General features: G+C 64.5%; 21 protein-coding genes. 9 read left to right on the top strand and 12 right to left on the bottom strand.

What is annotated here, in order from left to right:
• The first annotated feature begins 1 nt into the window (after position 1).
• Positions 2 to 2,215, top strand: a complete 2,214-nt coding sequence (locus K8I61_05475; protein MBZ0271465.1) for a hypothetical protein — start codon at positions 2 to 4, stop codon at positions 2,213 to 2,215.
• 23 nt (positions 2,216 to 2,238) lie between these two features.
• Here the strand turns inward: K8I61_05475 and K8I61_05470 are convergent, their stop codons facing one another.
• The 9 genes from K8I61_05470 to K8I61_05430 all read right to left on the bottom strand — a co-directional run bounded on the left by K8I61_05470 (position 2,239) and on the right by K8I61_05430 (position 10,203).
• Positions 2,239 to 2,466 (bottom strand): type II toxin-antitoxin system HicA family toxin, encoded by a 228-nt coding sequence (locus K8I61_05470; protein MBZ0271464.1) that lies wholly within the window; start codon positions 2,464 to 2,466, stop codon positions 2,239 to 2,241.
• Positions 2,463 to 2,741, bottom strand: a complete 279-nt coding sequence (locus K8I61_05465) for a type II toxin-antitoxin system HicB family antitoxin (GenBank protein MBZ0271463.1) — start codon at positions 2,739 to 2,741, stop codon at positions 2,463 to 2,465. Before K8I61_05465 ends, K8I61_05470 begins: the two co-directional genes overlap by 4 nt.
• Before the next feature lie 66 nt (positions 2,742 to 2,807).
• Positions 2,808 to 3,587, bottom strand: coding sequence for a DNA-formamidopyrimidine glycosylase (mutM, locus tag K8I61_05460; GenBank protein ID MBZ0271462.1), 780 nt, complete (start codon positions 3,585 to 3,587; stop codon positions 2,808 to 2,810).
• A 183-nt stretch (positions 3,588 to 3,770) separates the two neighbouring features.
• Positions 3,771 to 4,547: a tetratricopeptide repeat protein gene (locus K8I61_05455; protein ID MBZ0271461.1), complete on the bottom strand. Its 777-nt coding sequence runs from the start codon at positions 4,545 to 4,547 to the stop codon at positions 3,771 to 3,773.
• Positions 4,544 to 6,379 (bottom strand): BatD family protein, encoded by a 1,836-nt coding sequence (locus K8I61_05450; GenBank protein ID MBZ0271460.1) that lies wholly within the window; start codon positions 6,377 to 6,379, stop codon positions 4,544 to 4,546. The genes K8I61_05455 and K8I61_05450 overlap by 4 nt, the downstream gene beginning before the upstream one ends.
• Positions 6,376 to 7,287 (bottom strand): tetratricopeptide repeat protein, encoded by a 912-nt coding sequence (locus K8I61_05445; protein ID MBZ0271459.1) that lies wholly within the window; start codon positions 7,285 to 7,287, stop codon positions 6,376 to 6,378. The genes K8I61_05450 and K8I61_05445 overlap by 4 nt, the downstream gene beginning before the upstream one ends.
• Positions 7,284 to 8,330: a VWA domain-containing protein gene (locus K8I61_05440; GenBank protein ID MBZ0271458.1), complete on the bottom strand. Its 1,047-nt coding sequence runs from the start codon at positions 8,328 to 8,330 to the stop codon at positions 7,284 to 7,286. Before K8I61_05440 ends, K8I61_05445 begins: the two co-directional genes overlap by 4 nt.
• Positions 8,330 to 9,325 (bottom strand): VWA domain-containing protein, encoded by a 996-nt coding sequence (locus K8I61_05435; protein ID MBZ0271457.1) that lies wholly within the window; start codon positions 9,323 to 9,325, stop codon positions 8,330 to 8,332. The genes K8I61_05440 and K8I61_05435 overlap by 1 nt, the downstream gene beginning before the upstream one ends.
• Positions 9,322 to 10,203: a hypothetical protein gene (locus K8I61_05430; GenBank protein MBZ0271456.1), complete on the bottom strand. Its 882-nt coding sequence runs from the start codon at positions 10,201 to 10,203 to the stop codon at positions 9,322 to 9,324. Before K8I61_05430 ends, K8I61_05435 begins: the two co-directional genes overlap by 4 nt.
• A 541-nt stretch (positions 10,204 to 10,744) precedes the next feature.
• Here K8I61_05430 and K8I61_05425 point away from each other — a divergent pair.
• The 8 genes from K8I61_05425 (at position 10,745) to K8I61_05390 (ending at position 17,779) form a co-directional block, all read left to right on the top strand.
• Positions 10,745 to 11,269 carry an SUF system Fe-S cluster assembly regulator gene (locus tag K8I61_05425; GenBank protein ID MBZ0271455.1) on the top strand — a complete coding sequence of 175 codons (525 nt, stop codon included), beginning with the start codon at positions 10,745 to 10,747 and terminating at the stop codon, positions 11,267 to 11,269.
• Between the two features lie 29 nt (positions 11,270 to 11,298).
• Positions 11,299 to 12,753, top strand: a complete 1,455-nt coding sequence (sufB, locus tag K8I61_05420; GenBank protein MBZ0271454.1) for a Fe-S cluster assembly protein SufB — start codon at positions 11,299 to 11,301, stop codon at positions 12,751 to 12,753.
• A 54-nt stretch (positions 12,754 to 12,807) separates the two neighbouring features.
• Entirely contained in the window at positions 12,808 to 13,584 is a 777-nt protein-coding gene (gene sufC / locus K8I61_05415; protein ID MBZ0271453.1) for a Fe-S cluster assembly ATPase SufC, read from the top strand.
• 10 nt (positions 13,585 to 13,594) lie between these two features.
• Positions 13,595 to 14,920 carry a Fe-S cluster assembly protein SufD gene (sufD, locus tag K8I61_05410; GenBank protein MBZ0271452.1) on the top strand — a complete coding sequence of 442 codons (1,326 nt, stop codon included), beginning with the start codon at positions 13,595 to 13,597 and terminating at the stop codon, positions 14,918 to 14,920.
• Positions 14,920 to 16,188 carry a cysteine desulfurase gene (locus K8I61_05405; GenBank protein ID MBZ0271451.1) on the top strand — a complete coding sequence of 423 codons (1,269 nt, stop codon included), beginning with the start codon at positions 14,920 to 14,922 and terminating at the stop codon, positions 16,186 to 16,188. The genes sufD and K8I61_05405 overlap by 1 nt, the downstream gene beginning before the upstream one ends.
• The gene (locus K8I61_05400) at positions 16,185 to 16,643 is read left to right on the top strand and encodes an SUF system NifU family Fe-S cluster assembly protein (GenBank protein MBZ0271450.1); all 459 of its coding nucleotides are present in this window, start codon (positions 16,185 to 16,187) and stop codon (positions 16,641 to 16,643) included. Before K8I61_05405 ends, K8I61_05400 begins: the two co-directional genes overlap by 4 nt.
• Positions 16,644 to 16,650: 7 nt before the next feature.
• Positions 16,651 to 16,965 (top strand): SUF system Fe-S cluster assembly protein, encoded by a 315-nt coding sequence (locus tag K8I61_05395; GenBank protein MBZ0271449.1) that lies wholly within the window; start codon positions 16,651 to 16,653, stop codon positions 16,963 to 16,965.
• 64 nt (positions 16,966 to 17,029) lie between these two features.
• Complete coding sequence (locus K8I61_05390; GenBank protein ID MBZ0271448.1) at positions 17,030 to 17,779, top strand: hypothetical protein; 750 nt, start codon at positions 17,030 to 17,032, stop codon at positions 17,777 to 17,779.
• 28 nt (positions 17,780 to 17,807) lie between these two features.
• Here the strand turns inward: K8I61_05390 and K8I61_05385 are convergent, their stop codons facing one another.
• The 3 genes from K8I61_05385 to K8I61_05375 all read right to left on the bottom strand — a co-directional run.
• Complete coding sequence (locus K8I61_05385) at positions 17,808 to 18,431, bottom strand: NYN domain-containing protein (GenBank protein ID MBZ0271447.1); 624 nt, start codon at positions 18,429 to 18,431, stop codon at positions 17,808 to 17,810.
• A 115-nt stretch (positions 18,432 to 18,546) separates the two neighbouring features.
• Positions 18,547 to 19,167 carry a hypothetical protein gene (locus K8I61_05380; GenBank protein MBZ0271446.1) on the bottom strand — a complete coding sequence of 207 codons (621 nt, stop codon included), beginning with the start codon at positions 19,165 to 19,167 and terminating at the stop codon, positions 18,547 to 18,549.
• A 38-nt stretch (positions 19,168 to 19,205) separates the two neighbouring features.
• The coding region (locus K8I61_05375; GenBank protein ID MBZ0271445.1) for a S41 family peptidase at positions 19,206 to 20,779 on the bottom strand (1,574 nt) is incomplete at its 5' end.

Genomic DNA, 20,779 nt, shown 5'->3' with positions numbered 1-20,779 from the left:
TTTGACGCTTTCGATCATGCGCGCCTCGTGGCCGGCGCTTCTGGTTTTGGTTTTCGCCGTTTTTGCCGCCACGGGCTGCTCGTGCGGCGACGACGACGATGACGATGACGACGACCCCGCGCCCGCGGATGACGACGTTGACGATGGCGACGACGACACCGGCGCGGCGGACGACGACGATGCGGCGCCCGGTGCGTACGCCAAGGTGCGCGTCGACCCCGGGGAAAACGCCGGCACGATTCGCCGCCTGACGGCCGACGACGTCGCGCATCAATTACGTGCGGCGGGCGCGCGCGACGCGGCCGTGGAAGACGGAGCGACGCCGGGCGCGGATACGTTCGTCTTTCGCCTTCGCGTCGATCGCGAGTCGGGCGGCGCGGAATCGTTCGTGGCGCGCACGCGATCTGAGGGCGAGGCGCCGCATGGGCCGAACGTCATCGAAGCGATCGGCGCGGACGAGCGCGGCGCGATGTACGGCGCGTACCGCGCGCTCGAGGCGATGGGCTTTCGCTTTTTCCACCCGGAGCAGACGTACGCGCCGACGCTTGACGGGGTGCGCATCGACGCGGATTTCGAGATCGCCGACGCTCCCGCGTACGCGCGCCGCGGATTTCACATTCACACGATGCACCCGATCGAGATGACGGAGATCCTCATGCGCGACCGCGCGGATTATCGCGCGTACGCCAACCGCATGATCGACTGGCTCGCGCGCAACGGGCAGAACTACTTCCAGTTCGAGCTTCTGCGCACGGCGAACTACGACGGCCTTGTCGATCACCTCGGCGCAATCGTGGACTACGCGCACGCGCGCGGCGTGGACGCGGGCGTTACGGTGACGTGGGTGTTCCTTCAGCAGAAAGCGTGGCGGCTCGTCCCGAGTGTCGCGTGCGTGTGCAAGGAGGAGATGGAAGGCGCGATCGACTACCTGATGCAGGTCCCGTGGGATCACATCAACCTGGAGCTTGGCTCGTCCGAGTTTACGCCCGTGTCCGACGAGTTGCAGGTGACGTGGATGAACAACACCGTCGCGCACCTTTCCGACCGCTGGCCTGGCACCGAGGCGAGCGTGAAGATTCACGTCTCGACCGGGCAGGAGTCCGAGACCTATGGCGGCAATTTCAATTTCATTCCGCGTTTCGCGGACACGCGCATGGGCGTCTATCCGCACACGGTGATGTACTACGGTTTTGTCGGCCCCGCGCCGGCGTACGAGAACGAGGATTTCTCGGAGATGCTCGCGTTCACGCTCGAGATGGCCGGCGAGCGCAAGACCTACTACTACCCGGAGACGGCGTATTGGGTGTCGTTCGACATCGACGTGCCGACGTTTCTGCCGATCTATCTGCTGAACCGCTGGCGCGACGCCGACCTGCTCGCGGACAAGGGGCTCGCGGGGCATGTCGATTTCACGAGCGGCCACGAGTGGGGCTACTGGCTGAACGACTGGGCGCTTTCGCGCTACCTCTGGTCGCCGGAGGCCGGCTGGGAAGCGGCGGTCGAAACGATGGCGGATGTTTTTGGCGATGCCGCCGATGACGTCGCGGCCGCCGTCGTCGATCTGACCGAGGCGCAGGAGGAGTTTCTTGTCCATCGCGTGCTGGCGAGCTACCTCGCGGGCTCGGAGGCGTGGGACGAACTGGGGTATCTGGTTGGCGCGGAGACGCACCCCAAGCCCGTCACCATTCGCGAAATCTACAAGATGAACGCGGGCGATCTCGACGCCTTCGAGGCGGGCGTGCTCGCCGACCTGTCGGAGATGGGCGCGTCGTTCGAGTCGATTTACGAGCGGCTGCAAAACGTCTCGCCGAACATCCCGCAAGCCGCGCACGCCTGGTACGACGAGTTACGTGACGGATTCCGCGTCACGGCGCTGCGTGCACGGCATGCCTACGAGCTGTATGCGGGCGTGATCGAACAGCGTCGCGCGGAACTTGGCGATGACGCCGCGCAGGCGCGCGCGAACGAGCATTTCGCGAACGCCGTCTTCGTGCGCGAGGAGGCGATGATCGTCATCCGCGGGCGCGAACTGGCGTATCGCTACCCGTTCGAACTTTCATCCGGCTTTGAGCGCAGCCTCACGTCGTACGACTACAAATATCTCTGGCCGGTCTCGACGGGTTTTTACTGGATGCGCTACGAGGCGCAGGCGATCGAAAAAAAGACGAGCCCGTTTTTCATGAACCCCATCGACCTGTTGTGGTTTTTTCAGTAGGGCGCGTCGTCTCGCGCGATTGATCAGAGCAGCCGCAAAAACTCGTCGGCGGTCATTCCGGCTTGCGCGATGATTTTCTTTAGAAGCGCGCGTGGGATATCGCGGCTGCCGTGATTCGGAACCGTAACCTTGCCTGTACGGCGAGGATTTTTCAGGTGGATGTGACTTCCTTCCTGCTCGACGACTTCGAAGCCCGCCCGTTTCAGCGCGGCAACGATCTGACGCGCCCTGAGTATCGGAAGGCGACTCACGCGTCGGCGGGAAAATTCGAGATCGTCACTTCGACGCGTGAAATTTGAGGTGGTGTTTCCTCGGTCGGAACTTCATCGCCATCCTTGATCAGGCCTTTGACGTGGCAAAGGATCGCCTCGGTCGCATTCTCTCGGGCCTCGTCGATCGTCTCGCCGATTGTAAAGCAACCCGGCAAGGCGGGCACCGAAACCCAATAACCGCCTTCTTCGGCAGGGTGAATCAGAATCGTGTACGTGAGGTTCTTGGCGATCAATTTTTCCGGCACGGCGCTCATGGTTTCACCTCAATATGCATTTTCCGCTGCAAAACCTCCTCGCGTCAATCGCCGCAACGGACGGCATCACCTCTGGCACGCCGGGCAGTAATACGTCGACCGACCGCCGACCTTCGTCTTTTTGATCTTGCCGTCGCAGCGCGGGCATGCGGCGCCGGACTTGCGGCGCGGCGTCAGCCACGTTTTCGGCATCTTCGACGGATCGGCGCCGCGCTTGATCGCGGTTTTCAGCACGAGAAGAATCTGCCGGTGCAACTCGGTCGCCGCATCGGGTGTCAGCTTGTGCGCACCTTTTCGCGGATCGATGCCCGCGTGCAGCAGCGCCTCGTCCGCATAGATGTTGCCGATGCCGGCCATCATCGACTGATCCAAAAGCGCCGCCTTGATCGCGGTCTTGCGCCCGGCGAGCATGTCGCGTAATTCCGCGGCGCCGACATCGAGCGCGTCGGGTCCAAGGTTCTTTTCGCGAAAGAAATCCTCCCCGTCGTCCGCCACGCCCACGCGGCCGAACATGCGCGGGCAAACGAAATCGAGCGTCTTGCCGCCCGACAGCTCATACGAGACGCGCGCGTGCTTGGGCGTGTCGTCGTTTGTCGCGCGCAAATCGAATGTGCCCGTCATGCCGAAGTGAAACGTGAGGCACTTGCCGCTCGCGAGCCGCGCCGTCAGGTGCTTTCCGCGCCGCGCCGTGCCAAGCACCTTCTGGTTCTTACCCGCGTTACGCAGCGCTTGTGTTGATCCCGCGACGACCTTCGCGTTGTGGATGTGCACCGCGCGGATCGTCTTGCCGACGACGTGCTTTTCCAGATAGCGCCGCTCGATTTCGACATCGGGGAGTTCCGGCATGGCAGGAAGGTATCACGCGCGCGGCGCAAACGGCGATGGACGCCATGGACCGAATGGACCGAATGGACCGAATGGACTCGATGGACATAACCCCCGCGTCCTCCGTGTTTCCTCCGTGCCCTCCGTGTACCGTCGATGGCGATTCCGATCCGCAATCCGGAATCCGAAATCCGCAATCCGAATTCACCCGATCGGCAGCAGCGTCTCGTTCGGCACCCAGCCGGAAGCGCCCGTCGGCGCGGCGACAAGCGACCACGTGCCGCGCACCTCGCGCACGACGAGCGTCAGGCCCTCGTGGATCGTGAAGAGCGTCGGGTCATCGACGGAAGGACCGCTGCGCACCGCCAACTCGTCGATGCCGACGACCGCGCGCGAGCGCGCCGTGTCCACCGCGTGCGAAACGGCGTAGCCGGCGATCAGAAGCGAAAGCGCCACGCCGGCGATGGACGCGCGGATGGCGCGGCGCATTTTTTCGCCGTGCCGCCGTGGCCATGCGAAGGCCAGCACCGCGAAACCCGCGGTCCAAAGGAGCGCGAACGCGAGCGCCAGTTCGCCCTCCGTGAACGCGGTCAGCGGCAGGCGCGTCACGCGGACCGCGATCGAGCGATCTTCGTCGGGCAACTTGTCGGCGATGCGCTCGCGGGCAAATTCGAGGTTGTGCGTCGCGTCGCCATCGCGCGGCGCGCGGCGCCTGGCCATCGCGAAATAGCGGATCGCCTGCCCGAGCTCGCCGTTTTTCATGTGGGCGACGCCGAGGTTGTAAAAAAGGCGCGGATCGTCGGAGCCTTGCTTTCGCGCCTGTTCGTATCGTTCGATCGCGCCGTCGATATCGCCGGCCGCGTACGCCGCGTTGCCCTGGTTGTAGAGCATCGCTGCGCCTTCGCCCGAGGCGCGGGCGATGGTACATGCGAAAAGACCGATGGCCAGGACGGCGACGGCGATGGCGCGCACTCTTGTCACCTTTGACCTCCGGGAAGCCGTTTGTTGACGCGGTCGATGAACGCGGCGGTGCGCTCCCAAAGATCGCGCCGCTCGTTGTGCGCGGGATCGACACCGCCAAAGCGGATGAGGTCAAAAACGCGCAGCAATTCTCCGAGTTCGCTCTCGTCCTCGTCCGCGGCGCCGAGCCTCGCCAGCGCCTCGCGCGCGGCGGACGCGGTGAGCGAAGCGGCTTCCACGTTCCGGTGATCGGCGACAAATCGCATGACCGCGTCGTAGAGTTCCTTGCCGAAAGCGCCCGCCGGCCCGTCGATGGCGCTCCTTGCCGCGGAAAGGCGGCGTTCGGCTTCCTTGCTTGCGCGCATGCGGCGCGCGAGCGCGACGTTTTGCGCCAGATGCTCGCGGCGCGCGGTATTACGCACGCGCGCGGCAAACAGCGCCGGCGACGCGGCGACGAGAAGCCAGAACCACGGGCGGCGCCACGGCGCCGGCGAGGCCTCGGCAAGGCGCCTGGTGTCCGGCTTGATCGTCCGCAAGCCGTCGGCCGCCGCGTCGATTTCAAGCGGGGTCGCGGGCCGTTCCATATCGGCGCGCGCGCCGGGCGCGACGTTTATATCGATGGGCGCGGCGCGCAGCGTTTCGTATCGTTTGGTCCTGGGGTTGAAGACCGGCAGCTCCACCGGGCCGAGCGCGAAATCACCGGCCTCGCTTGGCACGAAGATCGTCTCGAATGCGCGCGCGGACTTCATGGTGTCAAAGCTCGGCACCGACTCGTCGCGGCTCGTCTGCGAAAACTGGCGGACGGATTCCGGCGCGGCGATCGCAGGCGGCGCGAGCGCCTCGGTGTTGCCGTGCCCTTCGACGTTCACGGTCAGCGTGACAGGTTCGCCGACGCGCACGCTCGTGCGGTCTGCGTGCGTCTTCAGGGTGAAATCGCCGACGTTGCCCGGAAAATCCTTCGGCCGCCCGCTTGCCGGAAGCGGTTTGACCGTCAGGACGACGGTGTCGCTCGCGACCGCCTTGCGCACCGAGCGCCCGAACAGAAAGCCTTCGAAGAATGGATCGCGGCCGCGCCGCCGACTTGAGCGCGGCTCTTCGACGACGACGTTCAGGCGGAACGGGTCGATCGTCACCTCGCCGGGCGCGACGGGATACACGGCGTAGCGCGCGAGCGGCGACACGAGATATTCCTTGCCGCCGACGGTGGTCGACATGAAATTCAGGCGCCCGCCGCCGGCGATGCGGTGCGGGATCGCGCCGGGAAAGGTGGGTTCGGCGACGGCGTCGGCGCTCGTCAGTCTGTCGCGGACGTAGAGATCGTACGAGACGAGCACCTCCTGGCCGGGATAGACGTCCGTATCGCTCACGCGCACGTCGATGAACACGGCGTCGTCGCGCGGCTCGGTTGGCGCGTCGGGCGGGCGTGCCGGCACGAGCGCGGCGCCGGTGACGCGCACCTCGACCGTCTCGCTGCGATATTCCTTGCCGCCGATCGTCACCGTCGCGGGGCCGATCGTTGCCGTGCCGGGTTTCACCGCGGTCATGTGGATCGTCATGGTGCGGCTCGCGGACGTGCGGCCGTTGACGATGGAAATCGACTGCCCGCTCGAGGTGCCCGTCACCTCGAACGCGGGATTGTTCGGCAGATTCGGCGACGGCGCGCGAAATCCCGCGCCCTCGACGCTGACCTCGGCGGTGATCTCGTCGCCGATCGCGACGGATTTGGGCGACACCGCAAGCGACACGCGCACATCGTCCGCCGCTTGCGTCGACGACGCTGCGAAGACGAGCGCCATCAACGCGAGAAGAGCCGCGACGAATCGCGGCGCGCGATGAGGGATCGTGCGTCTCACCAGTCCTGATCCGTACGCGGCACGCCGGACGACGGGAAAAGCTGCCGCGCCAGTTCCTCGAGCTCGTCGCGCTTGAGCGAATCGAGGATGCGCGCGGCCTGTTCGGGCGTCAGCTCGGGCGCCTCGGCCATCTCCCGTTCCTCGGCGCTTTGCGCGGCCGCCGCATCCTTGTCGTCCTCGCCGGTTTTGGATTCCTCCTCGCTGCCTGGCGCAGCCGAAGGCGTCGGGCTGTCTTCGGGGTCGGGCGACGGCGCGGGCGTCGGTTGGGGGTCCTGTTCGCCGTCTTCTTCACCGTGTTCGCCGTCTTCGGGCGACGGCGTCGGCTCGCCATCCTTTTCGTTTTCCGATTCGCCTTCCTGCTCGTTCTCGTCGCCTTCTTTTTCCGAGTCGTCTTCGCTTTCGCTCTCGTCCTGCTGCTGTTGGTCCTGCTTCTGCTTTTCGTCCTGCTGTTGATCGCCGTCTTGCGATTCCTGCTCCTCGCGCTGGGCGAGAAGGCGGCGCGCGAGTTCCAGATTGTATTTCGCGTCCTCGTCATCCGGGCGCAGTTTCAGCGTTTCGGTGTATTCCGCGATCGCCTCGTCGTACTTTTGCATCTGGAAGTGCGCGTTTCCCGCGTTGTAATGCGCGTCGGCGGCCAGCGACGGATCGTCCGATTTGCGCGCTTTCTCGAACGCCTTCAGCGCCTCTTCGTAGCTGCCCTGCTTGTAGAGCGCGTCGCCCAGGTTGAGGTCGAGAACGGGGTCGTCCGGCGCGTGCACCTGCGCCTCGGTGTAGTGCTTGACGGCCTGATCGAACATACCTTTTTTGAACGCCGCGTTTCCGTCGGCGGCCTGATCGAAGACGAAATCCAGGAATCCGCACGATGCCAGCGCGGCGATGCCAACACCGATGGCCGCAAGGCGTTTCACGCGGCCTCCTTTTCGTCCGGCGCCCGTTCGGCGCGGCGCGAAAGGCGAGGCAGCGGGCCGTCCGGCAGGGCGGCTTCGATCAAAAGCAGCGCGAACGCCGCGAACGCGAACAGCCAGAAGCGGTCCTTCTTGCGCGTCACCACCTGGCTTTTCAGATCCTTCTTTTCCATGCGCGCGATTTCCTCGAGGAACCAGTCCAGCTCGATCTCGCCGTAGCTCGATTGATAGTACGCGCCGCCGCTGGCCTCGGCGACGGCTTTCAGCGTGTCCTCGTCGAGCTTCGACATCACCACCTTGCCGCTCGCGTCCTTTTTGTAGGTCACCTCGCCGGCCGCGTCGCGAATCGGAATGGGCGCGCCCTCGGGCGATCCGATGCCGATCGCGTAGATGACCACGCCCTCGGCCGCGGCGTCGCGCGCGGCGTCGAGAGTCTTGCCCTGAAGATTTTCGCCGTCGGTCAGAAGCAGCAGCACCTTGTGTTTGCGTTCGGCGGATTCGAACGCGCGCGCGCCGGTTCGGATGGCGTCCTCCAGGTTCGTGCCCGGCGTGGGGATCGCGTCGGGCGAGAGGATGCCGAGGTAGAGCCGCGCGGCGGAATAGTCGAGCGTGAGCGGGCAATACAGATACGCCTCGCCGGCGAACGCCATCACCGCGACGCGGTCGCCCTGAAGTTTTTCGAGCAGCGCGTCGAGCTGATGTTTGGCCTTCTGCAATCGATTGGGCGCGAAGTCCTCGGCGAGCATCGAACGGGAGACATCCACGCCAACCACGACATCGATGCCGCGGCGGCTCGCGTCCTCGTACACGGTGCCCCAACGTGGCCCCGCGAACGCGAACAGGCCAAGGCCGAGCGCGAGGGCCGTGAGTGTCACGCGGTGGCGTTCGCGCCTGGCGGCATGCTCCGGGCGGATCGCGCGCCACACGACCGGGTCGGCGTACGACGCCAAAAGCGCGTGCCGGCGCGTCGCCTCGCGGCGCAAAAGCCACACGAAGGGCACGAGCAGCGCGAGAAGCGCAAGCGCAAAGGGGCGCGCGAGTTCCATCAGAAAATCCTCCGGAACAGCGTGCGCGAAAGGACGATGTCGCCCGTCGCCAGAAGCAGCGCGAGCGCAAGCGGCATGGCGAAGCGCTCGGTGTAATCGGTGAACGTCTTCACCTCATACGGGCTCGTTTCCATATCGTCGATCGCCTTGAACACGCGTTGCAGGCTCCGCGCGTCCGTGGCGCGGAAATACTCCCCGCCGGTCGTGTCGGCGATCGTCTTCAGCGTTTCCTCGTCCAGGCGGAAGTATTGCCTCACGAGGCGCGTGCCCAAAAGCGGATCGTGCACCGGCACGTACGCCGGGCCGTCGGACCCGACGCCGATGGTATGCACGCGCACGCCGACGCCCGCCGCGAGCTTTGCGGCCGTCGCCGGATCGACGCGGCCCGCGTTGTTGTCGCCGTCGGTGATGAGGATCGCCACCTTGCTCTTGGCTTCCGAGTCGCGCAGGCGGTTCGTGGCCGTGACGATCGCCATGCCGATCGCCGTGCCATCCTCGATTGTCCCGATCTTCGCGCGATCCAGGAACTGCTGCACGATGCCGTAGTCGAGAGTCAGCGGCGTCTGCGTGAACGCCTGGCCGGCAAAGAGCACGAGGCCGATGCGATCGACCTTTCGCCCGGCGATGAAATGCTCGATCGTCTTTTTGGCGACGAACAGGCGGTCGTTCGGCTCGAAATCGCGCGCGGCCATCGAGCCGGAAATATCGAGCGCGACGATGATGTCGATGCCCTCGCCTTCCGTGACGTCGTAGGTGCGCCCCGCCTGTGGCCGTGCGAGCACGGCGACAAAAAGTGCGAGCGCACCAAGGCGCAGCGCCAGCGGCAAATGACGCAGCCGGACCCGCCAGCTCGGCCGCACGCCGCGCCAGAGCTCGCGGCCCGCCGCGCGCACCGGTGCGATGGTCCGCCCCTCGCGCGCGATGCGCCACCACGCGAGCGCGGCGACAAGCACGATGAGCGCGAACGCCAACGGGAAGGCGAAGCGGAAGCTCATGCCGCCGTCTCCTTCGCCGTCTCGTCCGCGGGCGCGGGACGGGGCGTCGCGGCGGCGACAAAGCGCCGCGCGCCGGCGATGTCCGCGTCGATGTCCGCCTCGTCCGGATCGAACTTGGCAAACTTCACGAAATCGGCGCGATCAAAAAGTGCGAGCACGTCATCGGGCGGCGGCATCCACGCGGCGGGCGCGTCGCGCAGATGCGCGCGAAGCTGGCTTGTGGTGAGAAGCGGCGCCGGCACGAAAAAGCGCGCGTCGAGAAAATCGCGCAGCGCGTCGGCGAGCTCGGAATAAAACGACTTCATCTCGTCGTGCGTCGAACGGGGAAGGCGCGCCGCGGCGTCGATGCGCGCAAGCGCGACCTCGTGAGGCGAAAGCGCCGGCGCGGGCGCCGATTTGGCGCGCCGCCGCGCCAGAATGCGCCGGATGACGTAAGCGAGCGCGACGAGCGCCGCGATCGCCGCCAGGATCGAGATGATCGGCCGCGTCAGATCGCGTGGCAGGGCACGGGGCGGCTTGATGTCGCGGATTTGCCCGGCGTCTTCCGGCGCGACGGAACGCACGTTGATCGTGACCGGCTCGCCGGCGGCGATCTCCCGCTCGCCCGCCGCGTTCGTGAACGCGACAAGGGGCGGCGGAACCTGGTGCTCGCCGACGTTGTAGGAGGTGATGACGAAGGTATCGGTGCGGCGCATCCGCCCGTCCGGAAGTTTTTCCGTTTTGCCGGCCTTGCGGTCGCGGATGACCAGATCGCCGAGGTTTTCCTCCAGACGCGGATCCTGAGGGGAGATGGCCGGATCCCACGTCACGGTGAGCCGGTAAGCCGCCGGGTCGCCGACGGTGATCTCGGCGGTTTCGAGCGCGCTCTCGAGCGTCAAAACCGCCGGGGCATCGTCCGCCCCGGCGGACGTGGCGGCGGCAATCGCGAAAAGCGCGCCAAGAATCGCCGCCGTAATCCGTGCAAGGCGCCTAACCCTGCGAAATATGGGAAATTTTCGAGGCAATACCATCATTCGTCGATTGAAAAATCCGCCGGATGGGCGGACCGGCTATTCAAGCGCTTTTCTCGCGCGCCGGGAAGGGTATCGCAATATACCTTTCCGCGCACGACTCGCCACGATTCGCTTCGATATCCGGGATCGCGCCGAATAATCCGCGAACCTGTATGGACACACACTCGGACCCCCTTGCGCCTCGCGGGTTCAATGGGGCATAAAGCCCTTCCGCATGGAGCCACGAGTCGCGACCGCGTCTCAAAATCGCTCCGGAAGCCCGCCGACCCGCCCTTTCCGCCCCGAAAACCCAAAACAACCGGCTTGACACGAAGCGCCCAGGTACCTAGGATTCATTCAGGACAATTTCGGTCCTATATTCGCGGGGCGCCGGGTTACCATTCGGCGGAGCCGGGGAAACACGAGAATGATTCGCATCAGCCGATTGACGGACTACGGGATCGTGCTTCTGACGCACATGGCGTCGGACGGCGCGGCCGATTCAAGCAACCCCGAGACGCACAACGCGAAGGACCTCGCATCCGCGACGTACCTGCCCGTGCCGATGGTGAGCAAGATTCTGAAGCTGCTGGCTCGCGACGGCCTGTTGCTTTCGCAGCGCGGCGCCAAGGGCGGCTATCGCCTTTCCAAACCCGCGGGCCAGATCAACGTGGCCGAGGTGGTCCGCGCGCTCGAGGGTCCGATCGCCATCACGGAGTGCGTCGTCGTGGACGAGGAAGGCATGGCCGGCTGCTGCGACAACGCGGATGTCTGCCAGGTGCGCGGAAATTGGCAGCGCATCAACCACGTGGTCGAGGAAGCGCTTTCGCGCATCAGTTTGAGGGACATGGTTCAGGCGCCGTGCGAATTGCCGGCGATGACGAGCGTCACCATGACAACCGAGTCGTTGCGTTCGCGAACCGAGCGGACGGCGGCTTCCATCGAGTCGTAATCGAACGGAGACCGGACATGCAGGAAGAAATTTCGGAAAGCACAAGGCTGATCGAGGATCGCGTCACGCAGGAGTACAAGTGGGGCTTCGTGACGGACATCGACGCGGACACGTTTCCGCCGGGCCTTTCCGAGGAAACCATCGTCGCGCTTTCGCATAAGAAGGGCGAGCCGCAGTGGCTGACCGACTGGCGCCTGGAGGCGTACCGCATCTGGCGGAAGATGACGCTGCCGGAGTGGGCGTATCTGCGTTACGAGCCGCTGCGTAACATCGACTACCAGGCGATCTCGTATTACTCGGCGCCCAAGAGCAAGGAAGACGGGCCCAAGTCGCTTGACGAGATCGATCCGGAAATCCGCCGCACGTACGACAAGCTCGGCATTCCCCTTGAGGAGCAGCTCGCGCTCGCGGGCATCGCGGTGGACGCGGTGTTCGATTCGGTCAGCGTGGCGACGACGTTCAAATCGAAGCTCGCGGAACTGGGCGTGATTTTCTGCTCGTTCTCGGACGCCGTGAAGGAGCATCCGGATCTGGTGCGGAAGTACCTCGGTTCGGTCGTTCCGCGCACGGACAACTTCTTCGCGTCGTTGAACTCGGCCGTCTTCACGGACGGGTCGTTTTGCTACATCCCCAAGGGCGTGCGTTGCCCGATGGAGCTTTCGACGTATTTCCGCATCAACGCGGCGAACACGGGCCAGTTCGAGCGCACGCTGATCGTCGCGGACGAAGGCAGCTACGTCAGCTATCTGGAAGGCTGCACGGCGCCGATGCGCGATGAAAACCAGCTTCACGCGGCGGTCGTCGAGCTCGTGGCGCTCGATAACGCCACGATCAAGTACTCGACGGTGCAGAACTGGTATCCCGGCGACAAGGACGGCAAGGGCGGCATCTACAATTTCGTGACCAAGCGCGGCAAGGCGATGAAAAACGCGAAGGTCTCCTGGACGCAGGTGGAGACGGGCAGCGCGATCACGTGGAAATACCCGAGCTGCATTCTGCTGGGCGACAATTCCGTGGGTGAGTTCTACTCGGTGGCGCTGACGAGCAACCACCAGCAGGCCGACACGGGCACGAAGATGATCCACATCGGCAAGAACACGAAAAGCACGATCGTCAGCAAGGGCATCAGCGCGATGTTCGGGCAGAACGTTTATCGCGGGCAGGTGCTCGTTTCGCGCGGGGCGGACGGCGCGCGCAACTACTCGCAGTGCGACTCGATGCTGCTGGGCGACAAATGCGGCGCGCACACGTTTCCGTATCTGGACGTGCACAACCCGACCGCCGCGGTGGAGCACGAGGCGACGACCTCGAAGATCTCGGACGATCAGATTTTCTACGCCCGGCAGCGCGGTCTTTCGACCGAAGACGCCATCGGCATGATCGTCAACGGATTCTGCAAGGAAGTGTTCCGCGAGCTGCCGATGGAGTTCGCGGTGGAAGCGCAAAAACTGCTCGGCATCAGCCTCGAGGGCAGCGTCGGCTGATTGGCGCGATTCGAATACGAAATCCCACCGATGTTGGAAAGGACACGGACGAACATGGCCCTTCTTGAAATCAGGAACCTTCGCGCGAAGGTGAACAATTTTGAAATCCTCAAGGGCGTGAATCTTTCGGTGAACGCCGGCGAGGTTCACGCCATCATGGGACCGAACGGCACCGGCAAGAGCACGCTGGCGCAGGTGCTGGCCGGGCGCGATCTGTACGAGGTCACCGGCGGCGACATCCTGTTCGACGGCGCCTCGATTCTCGAGTCCGAGCCGGAGGACCGCGCGCGCCTCGGCATCTTCATGGCGTTTCAGTACCCGGTCGAGATTCCCGGCGTGTCCACGTCGTATTTCCTCAAGACCGCGCTGAACGCGATCCGAAAGAGCCGCGGCGAGGAAGAGATCGACGCGATGGAATTCCTGCAACTCGCCAAGGAGAAGATCCGCGCGCTCGACATGGACGAAAGCTTTCTGAAGCGCTCGGTCAACGAGGGATTTTCCGGCGGCGAGAAAAAGCGCGCGGACATCTTTCAGATGAGCGTGCTCGAACCGAAGCTCGCGATCCTCGACGAGACCGACTCGGGCCTCGACATCGACGCGCTGAAGATCGTCGCGAACGGCGTCAATTCGATGCGTTCGCCGGATCGGGCGATCGTCGTCATCACGCACTACCAGCGGCTGCTCGAATACATCGTGCCGGACGTGGTGCACGTGATGTACGAGGGACGCATCGCGAAGACGGGCGGCAAGGACCTGGCGCACGAGCTCGAGGCCAAGGGCTACGCCTGGCTCGACCACAACGCCGCGCACCTCGCGGCGACCGCGTCATAGGGAGACGATGATGGCCGATGGACACGAATCGTTTCTCGCCACCTACGAGCGTATCGCCGGCGATCTGCCGGGACGGGGCGCCGCGTGGTGGACGACCCGCCGCGACGAGGGCGCTCAGGCGTTCGGCAGGCTCGGCATTCCCACGCGCAAGAACGAGGAGTGGCGCTTTACGGACGTGAAACGCGTCGGCGAGACCGCGTTCGCGCCGGCGGACGATTTCGCCGCGAAGCTGACCACAGGCGAAGTTAACCCGCATCTTTTCGCGGACGATTTCCACCTCGCGGTTTACGTCAACGGCGTGTTTTCACCGGATCTTTCTCGCGTTGGCGATCTGCCGGCCGGCGTGCGCATCGAGAGCGTGGCGTCGCTGCTTGATCGCGATCCCGCCGCGATCGAAGGGCGCCTTGGCGCGCTCACCAAACATACCGAACACCACTTCGTCGCGCTCAACACCGCGCTCGCGCGCGACGGCGCGTACGTCCACATTCCGAAAAACGTCAAGGTCGAGCGACCGATCCAGATTCTGTTCCTCACGACGGCGAACGGGCAGGCGCTGATGACGCACCCACGCAACGTCTTCGTGCTCGAGGACGGCGCCGAGTGCCAGATCGTCGAGAGCTACGCCGGCGCGGGCGCGTATTTCACGAACGCGGTGACGGAGATTTTTGTCGGCGAAAACGCGCACGGCGATCATGTGAAGGCGCAGTTCGAGGCGCCCGGCGCGTTCCACATCGCGACCGCCGAAATCCACCAGGGCCGGTCGAGCAACTTCCGCACGAATTCGATATCGATCGGCGCGGCGATCGCGCGCAACGACATCAACGTGTCGCTCGACGCCGAGGACATCATCTCGCGGCTGGACGGCCTGTACCTCGGCGACGGCACGCAACTTGTCGATCACCACACGCGCATCGACCATATCGCCCCCAACTGCAACAGCTACGAGGACTACAAGGGCATCCTCGGCGGCAAGGCCAAGGGCGTGTTCAACGGCAAGATCTACGTGCACCGGGCCGCGCAAAAGACCGATGCGAAGCAGAACAACAAGGGTTTGTTGCTGAGCCGCGAGGCCCAGATCGACACCAAGCCGCAGCTCGAAATCTACGCGGACGACGTCAAATGCACGCACGGCGCGACCGTCGGCCAGCTCGACGAGCAGGCAATGTTTTATCTGCGAACGCGCGCCATCGGCCGCGCGGACGCGCGCAACATCCTGATCTACGCGTTCGCGTCGGACATCCTCCGCCGTATCGCGATCGAACCGGTGCGCGAGCGCCTGGACCGCGATCTCCACCTCTGGCTGCCGAAGGATTCGGCTCATGGAGATGCCTCATGATGAATCCGTACGGCGAGACGGCCGCCATCAAGGCCATCGACGCGCACGCCCTTTCCATCGACGACATCCGCGCCGAGTTCCCGGTGCTGAATCAGCGCATTCGCGGCAAGCGGCTTGTCTATCTGGACAATGCGGCAAGCGCGCAGAAGCCGCGCGCCGTGATGGAGGCGATGGACCGCCTGATGCGCGAGGACTACGCGAACATCCATCGGGGCGTGCACACGCTCAGCCAGCGCTCGACCCGGGCCTACGAGGACGCGCGCGGCAAGGTGCGTCGGTTTTTGGGCGCCGCGCGCGACGAGGAGATCGTCTTTGTTCGCGGCACGACCGAGGGCATCAACCTCGTCGCGCACAGCTTCGTGCGCCCGCGCCTGTCGGAGGGCGACGAGATCCTCGTCACGCACATGGAGCATCATTCGAACATCGTGCCGTGGCAGATTCTTTGCGAGCAGACGGGCGCGCGGCTTGTCGTCGCGCCGATCAACGACGCGGGCGAGCTCGAAATGGACGCGTTCGAAAAGCTCATCGGCCCGCGCACGAAGTTTGTGTCCGTCGTGCATGTTTCCAACGCGCTCGGCACGATCAACCCGGTTGCGCGGATCGTCGAGCTGGCGAAGGCGCGCGACATTCCCGTGATGCTCGACGGCGCGCAGGCCGCGCCGCACACGCGCGTCGACGTGCGCGCGCTGGGTTGCGATTTCTACGTGTTCTCGAGCCACAAGCTCTACGGCCCGACCGGCGTCGGTGTGCTGTACGGCCGCCACGAACGGCTCGCCGACATGCCCCCGTACCAGGGCGGCGGCGACATGATCGCGTCCGTCTCGTTCACCGAGGGCACCACCTATGCCAAGCCCCCCGCGCGTTTCGAGGCGGGGACGCCGAACATCGTCGGCGTCGTGGGCCTCGGCGCGGCGATCGACTGGGTGAACGCGATCGGTATCGACGCGATCGAGGCGTGGGAGCACGAGCTTGTATCGTTCGCGACGCAAGAGGTCGCGCGCATCCCCGGCGTGCGGCTCGTCGGCACGGCGCGCGAGAAGGCGGGCGTCGTTTCGTTCCTGATCGACGGCGTGCATCCGCATGACGTGGGCACGATCCTCGACCAGGAAGGGGTCGCGGTGCGCGCGGGGCATCATTGCGCGCAGCCGGTCATGGAGCGCTTCGGCGTTCCGGCGACGGCGCGCGCGAGCTTCGCCGTCTACAACACCTTCGAGGAGGTCGATGCGCTTCTGGCCGGCATCCTGAAGGTGCGCGAGGTGTTCGGCTGATGTCGGATCTGCGCGAGTTGTATCAAGAGGTGATCCTCGATCACAACAAGAATCCGCGGAACTTTCACGACATGCCGGAGGCCACCAATCGCGCGGACGGCTTCAACCCGCTGTGCGGAGACAAGGTCACGATTTTCCTGAAACTCGACGGCGACCGCATCGCCGACGTGAGCTTTATCGGCAGCGGTTGCGCGATCTCCACGGCGAGCGCCTCGCTTCTGACGCAGGCGCTCAAGGGCAAGACGCTCGGCGAGGCGAACGCGCTGTTCTCGGTTTTTCACGAACTGGTCACCGGCGATCCGACGGACGAACCCGACATATCGCGGGCGGGCAAGCTTGCCGTCTTCGCGGGCGTTCGCGAATATCCCACGCGGGTGAAATGCGCGACGCTGGCCTGGCACACGCTGCAAGCGGCCGTCGAGCGAAAAGCCGCCGAACCCGTCTCCACGGAGTAATCGAGTCATGGCGAACATCGACGACATCTCGGAGCGAGTCATCGCGACGCTGCGCACGATTTACGATCCGGAAATTCCCGTGAACATCTTCGACCTCGGGCTCGTGTACAACGTGGACGTCGATCCTTCCGGCGCGACGCACGTGCGCATGACGCTCACGTCGCCGAACTGCCCGGTCGCCGAGTCGCTGCCGATCGAGGTGCGCGACAAGGTCGGCGCCGTCGAGGGCGTCACCGCTTCCGACATCGAGATCACCTGGGAGCCGCCCTGGGATCCGGAGATGATGTCCGATGCCGCGAAGCTCGAACTGAATATGTATTAGCGCCGCATGGTTTGGGGGCGCCGGGGCCGGCGCGGCGGAAAATCATCGGACGGGGACGAACGTTTTGGTCATCACGAACACCACGACCGTGCGCGCGGTCAACTGGCTTGCGGGCGACATCTTCGAGGTCGTCATGGACAAGGTGGACCTGCCGTTCAAGCCGGGCATGGCCATCTCCGTCGTCGGGCCGGACGACAAGACCGTGCGTTCGTTTTCCCTCGCCTCCGGCACGCTTGACGATCATTACCGCCTCATCGTCAAGCACGTCCCGGGCGGCAAATTGTCGCCGTATCTGGCGGGCCTTTCCGCGGGCGACGAGCTCCGGTTCCGCGGGCCGTTCGGCATGTTCCTTGTCGGCAAGCACAAGCCGTTCGTCTATATCGCGACAGGCACCGGCATCACGCCGCTCATTTCGTACCTCCGCTCGCTGCCCGGCGAGCCGCCGCTGCGCATCCTCTACGGCGTCCGGCAGGCGGCCGACGCGGTGCATTATGAGGAGCTTGCCGCCTGGGCGCCGACGACGCTTTGCGTCTCGCGGGAGGAAACCGCGGACCACCACCGGGGGCGCGTCACCGATCTTCTGGGCAAGCTTTCGCTCGACGACGCAACGCACTTCTACCTTTGCGGGCTGGATTCGATGCTGTTCGAGGTCACGGATTGGCTCACCGAAAACGGCATGCCCAAGGAGAACATCCACATGGAGGTGTTCTTCCGCTCGCAGATCGATGAGCGCCGCAAGCAGATGAGCGCGCAGCGCGCCGCTGCGGGCGAGAAGCCATCGCCGTTCAAGATCGGAAGATCCCCGACTTCATGAATGCCGTCGCCGAGACCGCGGTGCGTTGTCATTGGCGATCTGGCCGGAAATCCCTCGTGTCGATGCAGGCGTCGTAGACCGCCTTTTCAATAAGAATCCAATCGGTTTTGTTGATACCCCGGTTCCTTTTTTGGTGCGGGTCGTGGGGATAGGCGCTCGCGATCTTGATCCAACGTTGATGCTCACGGGCAAAAATCCGAACCTCGTCCGCCACCTCGCTCATGTCCTGATCCTGGCTCAAAATCAGAACGACGTCGCATTCGTTCAAACGCAAGGCTCGCACGACGTCCAACGCAATTCTCACGTCGATTCCCTTTTCCTGGCCGACACGTACCACAAGTTGAGCGCCGTCGGGCAGGATGACCGACTTACGATGATAACGAAGTGATCGCGAAAATACGCGAACGCCCTGATGATTCATGGCCGGCAACTTCGCAGCCCAGAAGCGATGCCAAAACGGATTGTCTTCCAGGTCGGGAACGCCTGTATAGAATTGGACCCGTTCGCATCGCCACCCGTGGCGATCGCAAAGAGCCTGCGCCAACTTAAGCACGTCGTAGTTCGGATAGGAATAGTGGAAAGCATTTTTCACAGCGTGGAAAAGGTTTTGTCCATCCACAAACACGATGGCACGCTGCGTGGAAATCCTCATGCACGGTCCCCGAAAATGAATAACCCCGTTGGGGGCCAACGGCCGAAGTCCAACGGGGAAGAAGTAAAGGTAATATCTCCCTTTCGAGCTTATCTTGTCAAGTTCCCATTGGGCGTCAATCCCCGATCGGCACGAACACCGCCGTGGCCACGATCTGAAGCTCCATGCGCATGTCGAGGGCTTCGACGGGCACCGTTCCGGCCTCGACCTCCGGAATCTTCGCGCACACGGTGAACTCCGTGTCGGATTCGAGTACCAACTTTTCCATCCGCTTCTTGCCGTCGGGCGCGAGGTCCATCGGCACCCAGTCGTTGATGATGAAGCCGGGCAGGATCTCTCCGGTCGTGCCGAGGAATTCGTCGGCCGTGACCGCATCGACGTTCGTCGTCGTCGAGAGGTAGAGATCGACCGAAACGTTTTCCGTATTTTCGTTTTTCGGAACGGCGAAGTTCAACGCGTGAACGGTCACGTCCTTCAGGCGCCCTTTGGCGTCATCCCACCAGTCCACCTCATCGCCGATAATTTCGTCGAACGACACCGCGGCGGGCGTGCACAGGCCGCCGGTTTTCTTGATGCGGACGTCCTCGAGCTCTTCCTCGAAATCCTGTTCGCGCTCGCCCAAGTCGTTGACGGCATCCTCGACGTCGCACGCGCAAAGGGCGAGCGCGAGGGCAAGAGGGACGCACGCGCGAAAGACGCGCGTTGAAAACATGGACTTGATGGACGTCATGGACATGATGGACGACTCGATGTTTTGAAGTTCCGCAACTTGCGCTAGCTCATTTGCTCGTAGAGTTTTCGTGCGCGTTCGACGATCGCGTCGTGCGTGAGATCCTTGCCGTCGAGCATCATGCGTGCGAAACGCAGGGTCCAGTCGCCCTTTTCGGGGTAGTCGGGATCCTCGACGATCTGCCCGCGGGCCAAAAGCGCCTCGCGGACGACTTTGGCCTCAAGCTCCACGTCCGCGGTGTCGCGCTTGGCGGCGAGACTGGTCAGATGGCCTTCCCACGCGGATTCGGCGTAGAGGCTGACCAGTTGCTCATCAACCTCCGGCAGACGCATCTGCACGTCGGGCACGATGCCCTCGGCCTGGATGGATCGGCCGCTCGGCGTGTAATAAAGCGCGGTGGTCAGGCGCAGGCCCGTGCCTTCCGGCAACTTGAAGATGCTCTGCACGCTGCCCTTGCCGAACGTACGCGTGCCGACGATGACGGCGCGCTTGTGGTCTTGCAGCGCGCCCGCGACGATCTCCGAGCCCGAGGCCGAACCGCTGTTGACGAGCACGAGAAGCGGCGTGTCGGCGCGTGAATTCGCCTTCGTGGCGAACGATTCCTTTTCCTGCAGGCGGCCGCGGCCAATCGTGTTGACGATCATCCCCGATTCGAGAAACGCGTCCGCGACGCTGACCGCCTGATTGAGCAGGCCGCCGGGGTTGTTGCGCAGATCGAGAATCAGCGCGCGCGGCGGGCCGTCCGGATCTTCGTCAAGCGCTTTCAGCGACGCTTCCAGGTCGGCCGTCGTCGTGACGTTGAACGAGAAGATGCGCACGATGGCGACGCGGTTTTCCAGCATCTCGACACGGATCGTGTCGATGGGAATCGTCGAACGCACGAGCGTGACGTCGAACGCCTCCTCGCGATCCTCGTGAACGCGGCGGATGGTCAAGACGACGGGCGATCCGATCTCGCCGCGAATGAGATTAACGGCTTCGGTGAGGCTCATGCCCTCGGTGGATTTGCCGTCCACCGCGACGATGCGATCCATCGGCAAAAGGCCGGCCTGGCCCGCGGGCGTGCCTTCGATGGGCGCCACGACCGTGAGATGATCGCCGCGCAGCCCGACCTCGATGCCCACGCCGCCGAAGCGCCCGCTCGTTTCGGTCTCCAGGCTCTCGTACGCCACGGGCGGCAGAAAATTCGAGTGCGGGTCCAGGCGGAAGGTCATGTAGGACAGCGCGTCGAAAAGCAGGCGGCGCGGTTCGTCCGGATGCGCGCAGCCGACCGCGAAGGCGTAGCCGCTCATCAACGCGCTCACCGCGCCCGCGCGGCTTTCCGGCACGCGCACGACCTTCGATTTTCCCTCGCACGAAAGCGTGATCTCGTTTTCGGAAACCGCGACGGTAAGCGGTCCGGCGATCGGTTCTTCTTCCGTCGTGTGCGTCGCGAGTACGCGCGCCCGCGCGGCCTGATCGGGCGCAAGCATCGAATCCTCGGCCGAGATCGCCGCGCGCGGCTCGTCCTTGTCCGCGTCTGTGTCGTCGTCCCCCGCGCCGCGGCCGGGCGCCATTTCCGGCGTGTGGGGCGCCGGCGCCGGCGCCCCACACGCCGGAAATGGCGCCCGGCCGCGGC

The sequence above is a fragment of the bacterium genome (assembly GCA_019912885.1).
In the GTDB taxonomy this organism is placed as follows: domain Bacteria; phylum Lernaellota; class Lernaellaia; order JACKCT01; family JACKCT01; genus JAIOHV01.
The sequence above is the reverse complement of the archived record's forward strand: the minus strand, read 5'-3'. Positions and strand labels throughout refer to the sequence as shown.

Bases quoted from the DNA above. Each gene is read 5' to 3' on its own strand.
- mutM (MBZ0271462.1), bottom strand. From the start codon at position 3,587: ATGCCGGAACTCCCCGATGTCGAAATCGAGCGGCGCTATCTGGAAAAG.
- K8I61_05385 (MBZ0271447.1), bottom strand. From the start codon at position 18,431: ATGAGGATTTCCACGCAGCGTGCCATCGTGTTTGTGGATGGACAAAAC.
- K8I61_05405 (MBZ0271451.1), top strand. From the start codon at position 14,920: ATGAATCCGTACGGCGAGACGGCCGCCATCAAGGCCATCGACGCGCAC.
- K8I61_05465 (MBZ0271463.1), bottom strand. From the start codon at position 2,741: ATGAGCGCCGTGCCGGAAAAATTGATCGCCAAGAACCTCACGTACACG.
- K8I61_05395 (MBZ0271449.1), top strand. From the start codon at position 16,651: ATGGCGAACATCGACGACATCTCGGAGCGAGTCATCGCGACGCTGCGC.
- sufC (MBZ0271453.1), top strand. From the start codon at position 12,808: ATGGCCCTTCTTGAAATCAGGAACCTTCGCGCGAAGGTGAACAATTTT.
- K8I61_05435 (MBZ0271457.1), bottom strand. From the start codon at position 9,325: ATGAGCTTCCGCTTCGCCTTCCCGTTGGCGTTCGCGCTCATCGTGCTT.
- sufD (MBZ0271452.1), top strand. From the start codon at position 13,595: ATGGCCGATGGACACGAATCGTTTCTCGCCACCTACGAGCGTATCGCC.
- K8I61_05440 (MBZ0271458.1), bottom strand. From the start codon at position 8,330: ATGGAACTCGCGCGCCCCTTTGCGCTTGCGCTTCTCGCGCTGCTCGTG.
- K8I61_05425 (MBZ0271455.1), top strand. From the start codon at position 10,745: ATGATTCGCATCAGCCGATTGACGGACTACGGGATCGTGCTTCTGACG.
- K8I61_05380 (MBZ0271446.1), bottom strand. From the start codon at position 19,167: ATGTCCATGACGTCCATCAAGTCCATGTTTTCAACGCGCGTCTTTCGC.